We start from the raw sequence: 14,906 nt of genomic DNA on the forward strand, positions 1-14,906 counted from the left end.
CCACTAACCTACACTATTACCAAATTCAATAACCTTTCTCAAAACTTCAAAAGGTTTTCCACTGTCCAGCAAATCAACGGAAAGTTTAATTCCATCAGACGGAGTATCAACCTTTCCGGCAACATAAAAACCAAATCCAGCATTAATTGCTACCATGTCTTTTCTGGCAGACCTATCTTCACCTTTTAAAATAGACTCTATCATATTTTTATTTTCTTCAAGGCTATCTGCAGCTGCTATATCTTCAATCTTTGCTCTCTCAAAACCAAAATCTTCCGGTGCAATTACATAACTTTTAATATCTCCGTTAGATAGTTCTGTTACTTTTGTCCTTTCACAAATCGTAATTTCATCCATACCGTCGTAACCGTGAACTATACAGGCCTTTTTTACTCCAAGCTTTGAAAGAACACCTGCTATTTTTTCAGAAAGCTCCCCGTCAAAAATTCCCATAAGTTGCCTTTTTGCTCCTGCCGGATTGGTCAGAGGGCCTAAAATATTAAATACCGTTCTAACGCCAAGTTCTTTCCTCGGTTTTATAACGTTCGCCATAGCTGGATGAAAAACCGGAGCGAACATGAAACCAAAACCTGTTTCTTCTATACATCTACCGACATCTTCAGGAGAAAGATCTATTCTAATACCTAAAGCCTCAAGTATATCGGCACTTCCACATTTACTTGAAACTGATCTGTTCCCGTGCTTTGCAACAGGAACACCGCCGGCTGCAAGAACAAAAGCAACAGTCGTTGAAACATTAAAAGTTCCTTTCAGGTCTCCACCCGTTCCACATGTATCCACTATTTTCTCTTTAAGAGAGTCAGGAAGATTAACCTTTCTGCTCTTCTCTCGCATTGCGGAAGCTGCTCCTGCGATTTCTTCTGTAGTTTCCCCTTTCATCCTGAGAGCAACTAGGATTCCAGCTATCTGAGCAGGAGTAAATTCTCCATCCATAATCTTCCTGAAAAGTTCTCTGGTTTCATCATAAGAAAGATCTTCTCTTTCAATAACTTTCTCCAGGACTTTTCTGTATTCCATAACTCACCCCCCAAGGTTAAAAGAAAAAAACGGTAAATTGGAAATTATTTTATCAACTTCCGAAACAGAATTAACAAGGAATAAATGAGATTTGCAGGAACAATCCGAACATCCAAAATCTGGAACACTTTCAAAAACTTTCTCGAATTTATCCGCGATATAGCATTCAATTCGCTCTTCGGGAAAGCAATAAACAACGAGCGGTTTAAAAGAACGGAAAGTTGAGACATAATCAAGATGCCAGTGCTTTTTCTTTCGCTTCTTTAAATGTCTATTCAACCGGCTTTTCAACCCTCCTGCTCCAAAAGCAGAACCAACATAAGAGTAAATGCCCTCAGAGAGCATAAAACTCTTATTCCTGGTATGTATCAACTTTCTTTTTTGCAGACTAAAAACGAGAATATAGGTTCCTTTACTTTCCGGAAAATTCACATTCAACAGTATTCCTCCAGAATGGAAAGGGCAACATTCATACCATCAATTGCAGAACTTGTTATACCTCCTGCATAGCCTGCTCCTTCCCCTGCTGGATATAAATTTTCAAAAGTTAAGGACTTAAAATGCTCATCCCTCAATATCCTCAAAGGAGATGATGTTCTGGTTTCAACACCTATAACCGTAGCCTCTTCACTGACAAACCGTTTCAACCTCTTTTCCCAATAACCAAAAGCCTTCCGGAGGGATTTATAAATAAAACCTGGAAGAATACAATCAACTCGCGCTGACGCAATCTCAGGGATAAAACCGTGTTTAGGAAGTTTTTTAAAGGGTGTTTCCTTTTTCTTCAGAAAATCCATAAGATTTTGTGCCGGCATTGCATAATTACCTCCACCGGCAACGAAAGCAGTCTTTTCAAGCTTCCTTTGAAAGTCAATAGCCTTAAACGGATCATTACCAAAATCTTCTGGAAAAACCTGAACAACTATGGCACTGTTCGCCATAACACCTTCTCTGGCAAAGTTACTCATCCCATTGGTAACAACCGTTTCCCTCTCCGATGAAGAACAGATAACTACCCCTCCCGGACACATACAGAACGAAAAAACACCCCTGTTTCCCGCTCTGGCAGTTAAGGAATACTCTGCCGGAGGAAGTGCGGGATTCTCATAATATTTCCCATACTGCATCCTATTAATTAATCTTTGAGGATGAATAATCCTCACACCGACTGCGAAAGGTTTTGCAGCCATTTTCACACCAGTATTTTTAAACATTGCAAAAGTATCTCTTGCACTGTTACCCACGGCAAAAACAACCACATCAAAAGATTCTTCATAGATTTCATTTTCGAGTAAATCCTTTACAACAAGAGAAGTAACCCTATTTCCGCTGGTTTTCATATCCACCACAAGAGAAGAAAACCGGAACTCAATACCATTATTTTCCAGAAACTGCCTTATAGAAGGAATAACCTTTTTCAACCTATCAGTCCCTATATGAGGCCTTGAAACGTAAAGAACCTCTTTGGGAGCCCCATGTTCCACAAGAAGGCTATATACAAAATGTTTCTTTTTGTCCTTCACCCTGGTAGTCAATTTTCCATCAGAAAATGTTCCAGCTCCACCTTCTCCAAACTGAACGTTAGAATTTTCATCAAGAATTCTCTCTATCCAGAACCTTTGAACATCTTCTTCTCTTTCCTCAACTCTTTTCCCTCTTTCAAAAACAACAACGTCAACACCACCGGCTGACAGCGTATATGCTGCAAAAAGACCTGCAGGACCGGAGCCAACAACAGCAACCTTCAACGACTTAGACACAGAAGGAATTTCTATATCAGGAACAGGTTTATGAACACGGCAACCTGAAGCAATTAACTTTTTTGCCGTTTCATCATCTACATCAAAAAGCAACCGATAGACAAATTCAGGTTTTTTTCTGGCATCAATAGACTTCTTTAATATGGCAAATTGCAAAGGATACTCTTTCTCTCTGAGCTTATCCTCTAATTTCTCATCTATTTTTACTCTTACCTCGCCCTCTATCAGCATAAGGCACCTCTATTTTAAGCTCATCAAAAAATTTCAAAAGCCCATCTTCAAACACTTCTATCTCCCTCTCAAGCTGATGAACTATTTCATCTTTAAGAAGCTCTATATCAATAATTACAATTTCGTCAAATCTTCTCAATCCCAAACGTTTCTCTACATTCTCTTTAACATATATAAGAGAATCTCTTTTAAGAATCTCTGCCTTCTCAAGAGCATCACCTATGAACTTTTCAGCATTATCAATGTCCCTCTGTTTTATACGTCCCGAAAGCAGAAAGGAAAAAGAGACTTTTACCGGCTTATCTATTGGGAAATGCTCCATACCAAATTTCTGCTTCTGAATATGAAACTGGAAAACAGCCTCTCTCTGAGACGAAAGCACAGAAGGATTATTAATTATAAAAGGCTTCATCTCACCATAAACCCTTCTGTGAGAAATCTTCTTATAGTTTGCTTTACTGGGAATCTTACCGACAAAATAAAAGCGAAATTTTTTCATAATCCTCGCTTAATAAAACGAATGGTATAATTTATTCCTAAATTGTAACAAATATTATGACAGATAAAGGACGGGAAATGCCTGCACAAGAACTCGAATACTTAAGAAAAAATGTAGCAAGAAAGTTCCTAAGAATACTGCTTCTTATAGTAAGCGTCGTCCTTTTCTCAACCATAGGAATAATGATAATTGAAAAATGGTCTTTTTTCGACGCCCTATGGCACGTAATAATAACAATATCAACTGTAGGCTATGGAGAAATACATCCACTGACAGAAGCAGGCAGAATTTTTACAATGCTTATCATAATCATCGCATTTAGTGTTTACGCCTATGGAGCTTCAACCATTGCCTACATGATATTCGAAGGAGATCTAAAAAAATATTTTGCTATGAAGAGGTTGGAAAAGATGATTTCTCAAATGAAAAATCACACCATTGTTTGCGGACTTGGCAGAACAGGACTTGCAGCCGTCCAGGAGCTTCACAAAGAACACATTCCTTTTCTAGTAATAGAAAAAGACCACGAAAAAATAAACAAAATTCTTGAAACATTCCATAACATAAGATACATAGTAGGAGACGCCACAAACGACGAAATCTTAATGAAGGCTGGAATTAAATCCGCTGCCAACCTTATCATCACAACATCCAACGACTCCAACAACCTGTTTATAACCCTTTCTGCAAAAAACTTAAATCCAAGGGTAAAAGTAGTAGCAAGAGCATCGGAAGAAGCAAGTATTCCAAAACTTAAAATAGCAGGAGCAGACGAAGTCATATCTCCTAACACTATTGGCGGAATAAGGATGGCATCCATAGCCATAAGGCCTAATGTTGTAAGCTTCCTTGATATTGTAACCCGACACGGTGAAATAGATTTAAGATTGGAAGAGGTGAAAATTCCGAACGATTCTCCCGTTCACGGTAAACTTTTAAAAGATGTTCAAATTCCGCAAAAAACCGGCGTAATCGTGATAGGTATAAAAAGGGAAGATGGCTCATTTATACTCAATCCGGTGTCCACCACAATGCTTCTAAAGGGTGATACAATAATTATCATTGGAACAACAGAGCAGTTCGAAAAACTTAAAAAATTAATAAGCGGGGAAGATTCATGAATGTAAAGGAAGAACTTGATACCCTTGTTAAACTCCTTGAAGAGGAAAATATTTTGCTTAAAAAAGGGATAACTGAACCAAAAGCTGCAGACAGACTGCTACAAATAAGCAAAGAAAAAAGAAACATCCTTGCAGAACTGGCAAAATTGGAAGCGAAAGACTTAAACCCTTTTAAAGAAACCATAGAAAAAATCGAGGAGCTTAACAAAAGAAACAGCTTACTCCTATTAAATAACATGGATATGCTGGAAGAGACAGTAAAGGCGTTAATCCCGGAAGAATATATTGAGGTGTATTCAAAAGACGGTAAACTGGCGCAAAACCGCTCCATATTCGGAAAAAAGGTATAAAAAACAGACTGAAACAAACGATAATTAGAATTAGAAGTAAAGCCGGGAGGATGAGATGTCACTTCTATATTCACTATCAATAGCCGGGCAGTCACTCCTGACATATCAAGACGCTATTGACGTTACTAATAAAAATATTTCCAATGCATTTACCGATGGCTATTCAAGAGAAGAACCCGTAATTGCCGACCTTCCGGCAAGAAGTGGAGCTTACATTCAAGACATAAAAAGAATCTCCAACAAGATAATGTTTAGCAGATACATAAAAGCAAACCAGGAAACGGAAGGATTAAGCGACTATAAAAATATACTTGATCAGGTAGAAGATGTATTCAACGATACGGCAGGTAGCGGTTTTGGTGCTGCATTAAACGATTTCTTTGCATCGTTAAATGACATTGCCGTCAATCCCGGCGACTTAACAGCAAGATATGCTGCCCTTTCTAAAGCAAAAGTATTAGTTGGAAGGATAAGGGATTCTTACTCTTATTTAACAGATATAAAAGAGAAAACTAACTTGGGTATAAAAGATACTGTAGATAATATCAACCGTCTAACAGAAAAACTGGCTGACATAAACAAAAATTTGAAATTTTTCTATAAGTCAAACCCGGACAGATACAACGAATATCTGGACGAAAGAGATAGAACGCTAAAAGAATTAAGTTCTCTCGTAGACACAAAAGTTACATTCCACGAAGACGGCACCGTTGATGTTTCAACGGCAAAAGGATTTTCCCTCGTAATAGGCATAAATTCTCAATCCCTTTCATATTCTACTGATGGAAACAACAACCCTGTAATCAAGTGGAACAATACAGATATAACTGCCGAATTCCAGAATGGAAAACTTGGAGGTTACCTTAAAGGAATAGACTTTATAAACCAAACAATCGATAGGTTAAATATATTCACAACTCAATTTGCAAATGCAATAAACACACAGCACAAAGCAGGATATGATCTAAACGGTAACCCGGGAACAGACTTTTTCACAAGCGATAACGGCTCTTCCACAATAGACGCATCAAATATCACATTAAATTTTGAAGATCCAAAACTGATAGCTGCTTCCCAAAACGCAACATATCCTGATTCTGACAATACAAACATCAAAGCTATTATCGCACTCGAAGACACTCCTATCTCAGGCCTTAATAATCAAAGTTTCTCAGAATATTACTCAACAGAAATCATAACACCCATAGCAACTGAAACCAACAAAACAGACAACCTTATAAAATCTTCGATAGAAATAAGAGATTCTTTAGACCAGCAGTTAAAAGAAATATCAGCTGTAAACACCGATGAAGAGTTTATAAACCTAACGAAGTTTCAGAGAGCATACCAGGCATCTGCAAAAGTTGTAAGCGTAACAGATGAACTTATCCAGACAATCCTCAACATGATTTAGTGAGGTAAAAGATGAGAATACCCGATATAGCATACTTTGACATTTTTAAAAAATACGACAGTATAAGGCAAGAAGAGCTGGAAAGATATAACCTTGAAGCAGCTTCTGGCAAAAAGCTTCTAAAACCATCAGACGACCCTGTAAACTTTGTAAGAGCTTTAAGGTATAAAAAACTGAACAAAAACATAGAAACATACCTCAGAAACAGTGACCTTGTCTTAACAGACCTTGATACAGCAGAATCCACCATGGGAACAATAGTAAACACTGGCGAATCTTTAAGAGCAAAAATTGTTCAGATCCTAAACACAGGTGTGATAAACGACAATGAAGCTAAAGCATTAAAAGATTACTTTCTGAAAATAAAAGACTACATTATTAATCAGGCAAACATCTCCGTAGGCGGAGATTTTCTTTTTGGAGGGATAAAATCAAAAACGGCTCCTTTCGCACCTGACGGAACATACCAGGGAGAAACCGAAGAAACAACCGCTCCCGTGTCAAAAGGTGTCGAACTTAACACTACATTCAACGGAGCAGAATACATGGGAGTAAATTACGCTTCAGGTAAGATACTTCTGGTTGATGTAATAGACACAATTGTAAATGCAATAGACAACGGTAATCTTGATCAACTTAACGACATGACTATAAGCGTTGATCTTGACAACACTGGAACACCCAGGCAGATGAAAATCCTCGATGCTTTTGATGCAGGTTTGTCAAAAATAATGGAGCACCGCTCCCAAATAGGAAGTCAAATAGCAACATTAACCGATTTAAAAACACAAAACGAATCCTTAAAACTTAAATTCACAAATCTTGTATCGGAAATGGAAGATGCTGACTATTCAGAAACGATAATGAACCTTCAAAAAAGCCAAACTGCATACCAGGCACTTCTGGCTGCAATATCAAACACAAAAGACTTAAGCCTGTTAAACTTCCTCAAATAACTTCAGAGGGGCAATGCCCCTCTTTCTTTTTCTCTTCTTTATGAGAAAATAAATTTTGTAGCGAAAATCCGGTGCAGGTTTATATTTTTAACTGCCATTAATCTTCAGGAGATAAGGAATGAAAACTGCCTTGAAGTTTAAATATTTAGATACCGAGAAAACAGGACTTGCCATTGCACCTGATGATTTTGACGCAAATTACAACGAAAGAGCTGTTGTAGAAACGGACAGAGGTGTTGAAATAGTAAAAGTTTTAGGAGTATATAGAATCAACGAAGAAACTTTCGAAAGCTTCGGATTCAAAGAAGAAAACACGTTTAAAGTTCTCAGAAAACCCACAAACGAAGATTTAGACAAATTCAGAGAAAACGAAAAATTCTGCCGGGAAGCAATACCTATCTGTAAGGAAAAGATAAAGAAACATGAGCTACCGATGAAACTTGTTAAAGCATACACAACATTAAACAAAGAAAGACTGGTATTTTATTTCACATCCGAAACCCGCGTTGATTTCAGACAGCTCGTCAGGGACCTTGCATCTCATTTCAGATTGCGAATAGAACTCAGACAAATAGGTGTCAGAGACGAAGTAAAAATGATAGGTTCTATGGGAATGTGCGGGAAAGAATGTTGTTGCAAAGAATACCTTGAATGTTTTGACTCTATATCTCTATCAATGGCAAGAATCCAGGGATTACCACCAAACCCGGCAAAACTTTCAGGTGTCTGTGGAAGGCTCATGTGTTGTTTAAAGTATGAAGAGCCTATATACCGTATAAGAGAATACCTTCCTCAGATAGGAGAAACCATAACTATTAACGGAACAACCGGGAGAGTCGTTGACGTCAACATACCAACTGAAACCGTTACACTTGAAGTTGACTCAGGAGTAAAAAAACAGATAGACATAAGAACGTTTATCCCCGATGAAGAATGGGAAAGATACACCGAGGAAGTAAAAAAATTCGTAGACGACAAATTCAAATGTTTTACAAAGGCGAGCACAGACCATGAAACTGAAGAAGAAATACCAGAGCAGGTTGAATAACCTTTTTGTATATGAAACAGAAGATGGCTTTCATATAGAATCTGTGTTTTACAGAGGAGATACACTCTGTATCTCCACACAGGTTGGATGTCCTATCGGATGCCATTTTTGTGCTTCAGGAAACAAAGGCTTTTTCAGAAACCTATCCGAAGAAGAGATAAAACAACAGTATCTGCTCTTAAAAGAGAAACTTCCTATCAAAGGAATTGCAATAGCAGGCATAGGAGAACCTTCTTTTAACGTTAATTCAGTTTTAAAAGCATTAATTTTTTTTAAAAACAAAAAGCTCAAAGTAACAATAACAACGACTGGCTATCCAGATAAAGAATTTCAAAAACTCCTATTATCGAAACACGACGGAATAACACTCTCTATCCACGGATTTTCAAAATCAGTAAGGCAAAAACTGTTTAAACTAAATTTTCCATTTGAAAAAACACTTTCAACATTTGAAAATTACATAAAACAGCTATCAAAAACAAAACGAAAAAAGTATCAGCTGGGATATCTTTTACTTGACGGTGTTAATGATTCCAAAGAAGAGTTATCAAAACTTGCCGAACTGGCGAAAAAATACAGTTTAACCGTAATGCTAATGATGTATAACCCGGTGGAAACAAGCCCCTTTAAACCTGTATCACCGGAAAAGTATGAGGAAAACTTCAGATTCTTGAGAAAGCACGGGATAAGAGTAACTTTAAGCAACCGATTCAGAACAGACCCCCTCGGAGGATGTGGAACTTTAACCATAGCAAGGACCTAAAAATGAACCGTTTTAGCTGCTACGTAGATGTAGAAAGATTTTTAGGCGAACCCGTAAAAGAACTTGCCCAATTCCTGTGCTGTCTAAGGAGAGGGAAACGCTTTGAAACAATACTTCTGGTAGCACGATTTTTAGAAAAAGTTAACAAGGTCGGAGACTTTTACAGTTTCAAGAACTCACCTAAAAAAAGTAAATTTTTAAAAGAATTACCGCTATCTGATGAAGACAAAGAGATATTGTGGAAATTAATAAGCAGATTTTTCCTTAAACACTGTGAAAACTCTTCAGGCGTAGAAATTCCTCAAAACGACCTTATCTCTCTCAGGAAAGGACGACTCTTTGAGGAAATAGTATACAGAATAGGACTCGCGAAAAGATGGAAGGTTGATCTCGTTTCAATGCACTGCCAGCCAATGTTAAACGGCAGAAAGGTAGAAATAAAATGCGGAGATAAAACCATTTCCGGAAAAAACCTAGATGTGGTTTTCTGGGGTAAAGATTACATTGAAGGTTACGAATGTAAATCAAACGTAGCATTCTTTATACAACTTGGAATGGGGCACAGCGAAAGAGCAAGGAAGATAAGGGACAAAATAAGATATCTAAATCAACTTGCAAAATTCTTAAAAAGACATTTCCGGGAAGCTGAAATAACACTGGCAAGTTTTGCCCCCGATAGAAGCTACGAAAAATTCATTCCTGTAATAAAAAAGTGGATAGTAAAATGCGGAGAAGATGACAGAATTCATTTCAAAATAAAAACCATAGAGGAGATACTAAAAGAAGTAGAATAGGGGGCAAAAGTCGCCCCACCAAAATACTGTTACTGAAGGTCAACTATTTCCACATTATCTATCTTAAACGGATCATCATAAGGTCTTCTCAAACAGATAAAGCCTGGTCTATTTAAAGCAGGGTCGTTATCCGTAATATCAATCAGTTTTTTATCATCGACAAATGCTTCTATTCTGTTTCCTTTGACTTTGAAACTCACCGTATACCAGCCGTTAACGTTTCTCGGCTTAAATCGGTTCTCGGCAATTTTTACATTACTGTCACCTGCAAACTTGAAAATTCTGACCCAATCGGGACCGAAAACAGCCTCATAACCGGCAGACGGACTTTCTGAAGCTCTAAAAATAATTCCAAGATCTTTATAACCACCAATCTCCTTATTAAGCGTTATCTGAAAATCTTTATATATCCTTCTTGCCAAGCAAATTTTTCCTTTTAATTCCGCAACTTTTCCTATACGCCCATCCATTTGAACTGCCTGAACAACTTTAACATTCTTACCCTGCCAGGGACCAAACGGTGCCATCTGACCAAGACCATATTTTTCAAAATCCTCCGTAAAGACTTTTCCGATACTCATCGTTCCTGCGCTTCCCTGAGAAGCAGAAGTTTGCGTTACAGATACAGACTGGGCTGACGAAGGCTTTAAAGGTTGAACACTTTCTCCTCCCGAAGAATATCTGTAATAATCCTCAGGTATATTCTGAGCTATCGCCTTCACAGCATTATCTATCATAACCATAATAGCCTTTTCCATAGGCGTATTTTTATACTCTTCAAGCCCAACTCCCAGAGGCACCTTTCCGAAAAGACCGCCACCAAGACCTCCTACACTGAAACTTGAAGCCTTACCTTCAACCCTTGTTGAACTTAAAATCCTTCCGGTTCTTACATCAACAAGTTTAATTATGGCAGCGATGTATGCCTCCTTTGTTCCCACCTTAACTCCACCAAGGAATGGAACTTTAGGAAGCAATCCGCCAACTCCTATTCCAAAACCTCCAGCATTAGGTTCAAAAGCAACTATAGCCCCTGTAACGGCAATATCAGCTCTTTCAAGTGGTCCTCCAGCCGGTCCGACAGGTGCTCCAAAACTCCTTTCAGACTGAATAGCAGATATTTCATCTCCCCTTTCAAGGACTATAAATTTGCCACTCTGCATCAAAGCATCTTGAAGCATTTCTGAAATTCCGCTTCCTATACGTCCGTTACACTTTGCCGCTTTACACTTAAAGCTGAGAACAGCTATCCTCGCCTTTTTGCCTTTATAAGAGGCTATAGCATTAATATTCTGTGGTGTTGTTCTTACAGTAGTAGCTGTCCCTCCACACCCAGCAACAAAAACAGCTGAAAGTATAAAGACACTTAAAACAGCAATACTCCTCCTCATTCCAATACCCCCAAAATTATTTTCCCAATATTAATTTTAATATTAGAGTTTTATTTGAACAAGAGCTCTTAAAATCAAGTTTTTCTACGCAAGGAAAGATATATCCAGCCTGAAAGTGCTGTAAAACCTGACATACAAAGAATAAGAGTATGGAAATAGACAGCATAAGGAAGTGCTTTTTTAGCACTCATTCCTATAAGAGAAAATCCCCCTACCATTCCTGCTTCAAACGTTCCAAATCCTCCTACGCTATGAATAGGTAGAATCGTTGTAAATTCTGCAAATGTCGAAACAAAAATAGTTTTGAAGAAACCAAGTCCCAAATGAGCAGCATTTAAAATAAACATAAAAGCCGTAAATTTCAAAATCCATATACAAATTGAAAATAGAAACATCAGCAATAATTTATCCGCACGGAAAAGCACCGCCGATGCAACTATCAATTTTTCAAAAAACGGTATCCTCTCTTTAAAAAAACAAAGAAACTTATAAATCACAAAAAGCAAGATTACTATAAGCAAAACAGCAAGTATGGGAAAAAATATCAACCTCTTATCAGAAAAAGAGACATAAAACAAAGATAACAGAAAGAGAACAGATAAAGACACCAGATCAAATATCCTTGCACCGAACAAAATAACCGAAGAACGAGTTATTTCTATGCCGTAAAGCTTCTTCAATATAAGAGGGAATGAGGTTTCTCCGGAACGAAAAGGCATAATATTGTTAAAAAAAGTGTGAATCCCTATTACTGAAGCCATCTCTGAAAGAGGAATTTCATCGATATAAAGCTTGAGTCTTAAAGCTCTGAAAATGTAAACAAAAACATAAATAAACAGTGAAAAAGCAATATCTTTATAACTCAAATCCCTCAGCATATTGGAAATCTGAGAAAAAACATCATACCTATAAAGAACATACACAAAAAGTAAAAGGATTAAAACGGAAATTAAGAAATTACTCTTCTTCACTATTAATAACTCTCCTTATAACGTAAGGTTTCTTATTTTGAGACTCAAAATAGATGCGCATCAATATCTCGCTGATAATACCTGTAGTTAACATCTGAAGCCCAGAGATTATGAACATAACCGATATAATAAGAAGCGGTCTGCCTCCTATAGAATGCCCCATAATCTTTATACCCATAAGGTAAGAAAAAAAGACAAGACCAATAAATAAAAGCGTTAAACCTATACCACCAAAAAAATGAATCGGTTTCTGCATATACTTTTTAACAAACCAGACATAAAATAGGTCAACAATTACCTTAAAAGTCCTTGAAATACCATATTTTGATTTTCCATACTTTCTTGGATGATGCTTTACAGGTATCTCTATGATTTTATCCGGAGAAGTAACAGTCGAAACAACTGCAGGTATAAACCTGTGCATCTCACCGTAAAGTCTTACCCGTTTTATAACAGAACTTCTATAAGCCTTTAAAGAACAGCCATAATCGTGAATTTTTATACCTGTTAACCTTCCTATCAACCAGTTTGCTATCTTTGAAGGCAGTTTTCTTGAAATGGCAGCATCCTTACGATTTTTTCGCCATCCGCTTACAACATCATAACCTTCTTCTATCTTTTCAAGGAGCCTTGGTATGTCGTCAGGATCGTTCTGCAAATCTCCATCCATTGTAATAATCACATCACCGGTAGCCATATCCATACCTGCCATCATCGCAGGTGTCTGTCCAAAATTCCTGGCAAACTCAACAACTTTCACTCTCTTATCCTTTGCGGCAATTGCCTCAAGCTTCTCAATGGTTTTATCCGTGCTACCGTCATCAACAAAAATTATTTCATAATCAAGAGAAAGAAATTCAACAACCTTTTTTATTCTCATGTAAAGCTCGTCAACATTATCTTCTTCATTGTAAAGTGGAACCACTATAGAAATTTTCTTAATATCCTTCATTTTTCTCTCCCGAAGTTATTATTACCAGTTTATGCTTTGTCAAAAGTTCTTGTTTAGTATCAAGCACTCTATACGGAACCTTTAAATTTTTAAGCCTATTCTCTCTCGTAACGATTAAAACATCCCTCTTCTTCAATACTTCGGAGGCTTTTTTAAAATCTATTTGCGGAATTTTACCCTCACCGTAATAATAAACAATTTCAGGACTTGTATAGGCAAGCGAATAAACAGAAATTTTCGGATGCTGAAGTTTCATCTCTCTCAATTCCTTTCCTATAAAAGGCTTGGCTCTATAAGGTTCAAGCGCAGGTAAAGTAATCCATTTAAACAGGATCATTGCAGATAAAAAACCAAAAACAAGCGGTTTGTAAGGTTCATTGCTCTTTAAAATAAAAAACACGGAAAAAGCGATAGGCAGAACCATAACCGCGGCAACAAGAGGCAATCCTTTCAGAATAAGCGCAGCAGGAACGGCAAGAATAAGAATAAACAACAAGAACGCCGTCAAGTAATAGGGCAGCTTCTCTTTATAATTCCTAACATAATAAGTAGTTAAAACGGCAAACGCCGGAAAAGACGGAAGCAAATAGTGGGCAAGCTTTGTATGAGCTATTTGAAAGAATCCACAAACCACGATAAACCAAACCGCCGAAAACATCAACAAATCGTCAACAAATATCTTCTTCCTGTCCTTCCAAAATCTATAAATTGCAAATAAAAACACAACGGAAAAAGGAAGGAACATCCACGGATAATTGGCAAGATAATACCACCATTCAGTCGGATGACCTGGAATTTTTGATGTAAACCTTTCTATATTATGGAAAATTATAAAATCCCTGAAGAAAAGATATCCATGCTTTTTCAAAATAGCCGCATACCAGGGAGCCACTATAACCGTAAAGAGGGTAAATCCCGAAAACCACGGAATCTCTTTAAAAGTTTTTATCAAATCACGGCGCAGAACAAGATAAACAACAGCAACAAGCCCGGGAAGACCAAGTCCTACTGGTCCCTTAGTTAATGTTGCAAATCCCGCAGCTGCAAAAGCAGCAAGATAACATCTTTTTTTCTTCTCATGATAAGCGTTGTAAAAAGCCATCAAAGAAGCCGATATAAAAAAGGTTAAAACAATATCAGGCATCGCAGCGGAAGACATAACGATAAAGTCAAGCAGAGAAAGGAGTATGAGAGAAGACCAGAACGCGAATTCCTCATCTTTCCACTTCTTTATCCATAGATAAAGCATGAGCACCAGCGCCACACCGAAGAGAGAAACAAAAAGCCTACCACCAAATTCATTTACACCGAAAAGTTTGTAACCTGCAACAATGAGCCAATAAACAAGGATTGGCTTATCAAAACGATACTCGTAATTATAGTAGGGAGTTATATAATCCTCGCTCTTTACCATTTCATGAGCAGCTTCAAGGTATTTGGGTTCATCTTTATCAAAAGCAGAGTAGAAACCGTTAGGCAGAACAAAAAGAGCAACTGACAGAAAAGCTAAAATCAAAAGTTTCTTATCTTTCAAAATTTTATTCATGCACACCTCTCCGAAAACAAAAGGACTGACGTAATTATAACCGAGATAGTATAATTCACTGGGAAATATTAT

The 14,906-nt window shown here is 37.4% G+C and carries 15 protein-coding genes; 7 read left to right on the forward strand and 8 right to left on the reverse strand.

Annotation, left to right across the window (positions count from 1 at the left end):
* Window positions 1–3 precede the first annotated feature (3 nt).
* From trpD to BLW93_RS01855, 4 genes are all read right to left on the reverse strand, one after another.
* Window positions 4–1,038, reverse strand: coding sequence for an anthranilate phosphoribosyltransferase (trpD, locus tag BLW93_RS01840; RefSeq protein ID WP_076712413.1), 1,035 nt, complete (start codon window positions 1,036–1,038; stop codon window positions 4–6).
* A gap of 3 nt (window positions 1,039–1,041) precedes the next feature.
* On the reverse strand, window positions 1,042–1,383 hold the full coding sequence (locus BLW93_RS09035; protein ID WP_425429711.1) for a DUF123 domain-containing protein: 342 nt from the start codon (window positions 1,381–1,383) through the stop codon (window positions 1,042–1,044).
* Between the two features lie 89 nt (window positions 1,384–1,472).
* Window positions 1,473–3,029 carry an FAD-dependent protein gene (locus BLW93_RS01850; RefSeq protein ID WP_076712414.1) on the reverse strand — a complete coding sequence of 519 codons (1,557 nt, stop codon included), beginning with the start codon at window positions 3,027–3,029 and terminating at the stop codon, window positions 1,473–1,475.
* Window positions 2,992–3,528 (reverse strand): RusA family crossover junction endodeoxyribonuclease, encoded by a 537-nt coding sequence (locus tag BLW93_RS01855; protein ID WP_076712415.1) that lies wholly within the window; start codon window positions 3,526–3,528, stop codon window positions 2,992–2,994. The genes BLW93_RS01850 and BLW93_RS01855 overlap by 38 nt, the downstream gene beginning before the upstream one ends.
* A 77-nt stretch (window positions 3,529–3,605) precedes the next feature.
* On the opposite strand from BLW93_RS01855, the gene BLW93_RS01860 reads away from it, so the two are divergent.
* The 7 genes from BLW93_RS01860 to BLW93_RS01890 all read left to right on the forward strand — a co-directional run bounded on the left by BLW93_RS01860 (window position 3,606) and on the right by BLW93_RS01890 (window position 9,974).
* On the forward strand, window positions 3,606–4,649 hold the full coding sequence (locus BLW93_RS01860) for a potassium channel family protein (protein WP_076712416.1): 1,044 nt from the start codon (window positions 3,606–3,608) through the stop codon (window positions 4,647–4,649).
* Entirely contained in the window at window positions 4,646–4,999 is a 354-nt protein-coding gene (locus BLW93_RS01865; protein ID WP_076712417.1) for a hypothetical protein, read from the forward strand. The genes BLW93_RS01860 and BLW93_RS01865 overlap by 4 nt, the downstream gene beginning before the upstream one ends.
* A 55-nt stretch (window positions 5,000–5,054) precedes the next feature.
* A complete protein-coding gene (flgK, locus tag BLW93_RS01870) occupies window positions 5,055–6,413 on the forward strand; it encodes a flagellar hook-associated protein FlgK (RefSeq protein ID WP_076712418.1) in 1,359 nt (452 codons plus the stop codon).
* An 11-nt stretch (window positions 6,414–6,424) separates the two neighbouring features.
* Window positions 6,425–7,369, forward strand: coding sequence for a flagellin N-terminal helical domain-containing protein (locus tag BLW93_RS01875; protein WP_076712419.1), 945 nt, complete (start codon window positions 6,425–6,427; stop codon window positions 7,367–7,369).
* Between the two features lie 118 nt (window positions 7,370–7,487).
* The gene (locus BLW93_RS01880) at window positions 7,488–8,417 is read left to right on the forward strand and encodes a PSP1 domain-containing protein (RefSeq protein ID WP_076712420.1); all 930 of its coding nucleotides are present in this window, start codon (window positions 7,488–7,490) and stop codon (window positions 8,415–8,417) included.
* Window positions 8,380–9,180, forward strand: coding sequence for a radical SAM protein (locus tag BLW93_RS01885; protein WP_076712421.1), 801 nt, complete (start codon window positions 8,380–8,382; stop codon window positions 9,178–9,180). Before BLW93_RS01880 ends, BLW93_RS01885 begins: the two co-directional genes overlap by 38 nt.
* Before the next feature lie 2 nt (window positions 9,181–9,182).
* Window positions 9,183–9,974 carry a hypothetical protein gene (locus BLW93_RS01890; protein ID WP_076712422.1) on the forward strand — a complete coding sequence of 264 codons (792 nt, stop codon included), beginning with the start codon at window positions 9,183–9,185 and terminating at the stop codon, window positions 9,972–9,974.
* 29 nt (window positions 9,975–10,003) lie between these two features.
* Here the strand turns inward: BLW93_RS01890 and BLW93_RS01895 are convergent, their stop codons facing one another.
* From BLW93_RS01895 to BLW93_RS01910, 4 genes are all read right to left on the reverse strand, one after another.
* Window positions 10,004–11,365 (reverse strand): CsgG/HfaB family protein, encoded by a 1,362-nt coding sequence (locus BLW93_RS01895; RefSeq protein WP_076712423.1) that lies wholly within the window; start codon window positions 11,363–11,365, stop codon window positions 10,004–10,006.
* Window positions 11,366–11,439: 74 nt separating this feature from the next.
* Entirely contained in the window at window positions 11,440–12,336 is an 897-nt protein-coding gene (locus tag BLW93_RS01900) for a lysylphosphatidylglycerol synthase transmembrane domain-containing protein (protein ID WP_158025367.1), read from the reverse strand.
* Complete coding sequence (locus BLW93_RS01905; protein WP_076712425.1) at window positions 12,323–13,288, reverse strand: glycosyltransferase; 966 nt, start codon at window positions 13,286–13,288, stop codon at window positions 12,323–12,325. Before BLW93_RS01905 ends, BLW93_RS01900 begins: the two co-directional genes overlap by 14 nt.
* Entirely contained in the window at window positions 13,275–14,834 is a 1,560-nt protein-coding gene (locus tag BLW93_RS01910) for an ArnT family glycosyltransferase (protein ID WP_245791977.1), read from the reverse strand. The genes BLW93_RS01905 and BLW93_RS01910 overlap by 14 nt, the downstream gene beginning before the upstream one ends.
* Window positions 14,835–14,906 lie beyond the last annotated feature (72 nt).

It is taken from the genome of Desulfurobacterium indicum (assembly GCF_001968985.1).
Classification (GTDB): Bacteria; Aquificota; Aquificia; order Desulfurobacteriales; family Desulfurobacteriaceae; genus Desulfurobacterium_A; species Desulfurobacterium_A indicum.

What these genes read in the sequence shown, in the direction of transcription:
- BLW93_RS01850 (WP_076712414.1), bottom strand. Translation starts at nt 3,029, where the DNA reads ATGCTGATAGAGGGCGAGGTAAGAGTAAAAATAGATGAGAAATTAGAG.
- BLW93_RS01875 (WP_076712419.1), top strand. Translation starts at nt 6,425, where the DNA reads ATGAGAATACCCGATATAGCATACTTTGACATTTTTAAAAAATACGAC.
- BLW93_RS01885 (WP_076712421.1), top strand. Translation starts at nt 8,380, where the DNA reads ATGAAACTGAAGAAGAAATACCAGAGCAGGTTGAATAACCTTTTTGTA.
- BLW93_RS01860 (WP_076712416.1), top strand. Translation starts at nt 3,606, where the DNA reads ATGCCTGCACAAGAACTCGAATACTTAAGAAAAAATGTAGCAAGAAAG.
- BLW93_RS01865 (WP_076712417.1), top strand. Translation starts at nt 4,646, where the DNA reads ATGAATGTAAAGGAAGAACTTGATACCCTTGTTAAACTCCTTGAAGAG.
- BLW93_RS09035 (WP_425429711.1), bottom strand. Translation starts at nt 1,383, where the DNA reads ATGCTCTCTGAGGGCATTTACTCTTATGTTGGTTCTGCTTTTGGAGCA.
- trpD (WP_076712413.1), bottom strand. Translation starts at nt 1,038, where the DNA reads ATGGAATACAGAAAAGTCCTGGAGAAAGTTATTGAAAGAGAAGATCTT.
- flgK (WP_076712418.1), top strand. Translation starts at nt 5,055, where the DNA reads ATGTCACTTCTATATTCACTATCAATAGCCGGGCAGTCACTCCTGACA.
- BLW93_RS01855 (WP_076712415.1), bottom strand. Translation starts at nt 3,528, where the DNA reads ATGAAAAAATTTCGCTTTTATTTTGTCGGTAAGATTCCCAGTAAAGCA.
- BLW93_RS01890 (WP_076712422.1), top strand. Translation starts at nt 9,183, where the DNA reads ATGAACCGTTTTAGCTGCTACGTAGATGTAGAAAGATTTTTAGGCGAA.
- BLW93_RS01880 (WP_076712420.1), top strand. Translation starts at nt 7,488, where the DNA reads ATGAAAACTGCCTTGAAGTTTAAATATTTAGATACCGAGAAAACAGGA.
- BLW93_RS01895 (WP_076712423.1), bottom strand. Translation starts at nt 11,365, where the DNA reads ATGAGGAGGAGTATTGCTGTTTTAAGTGTCTTTATACTTTCAGCTGTT.
- BLW93_RS01905 (WP_076712425.1), bottom strand. Translation starts at nt 13,288, where the DNA reads ATGAAGGATATTAAGAAAATTTCTATAGTGGTTCCACTTTACAATGAA.
- BLW93_RS01910 (WP_245791977.1), bottom strand. Translation starts at nt 14,834, where the DNA reads ATGAATAAAATTTTGAAAGATAAGAAACTTTTGATTTTAGCTTTTCTG.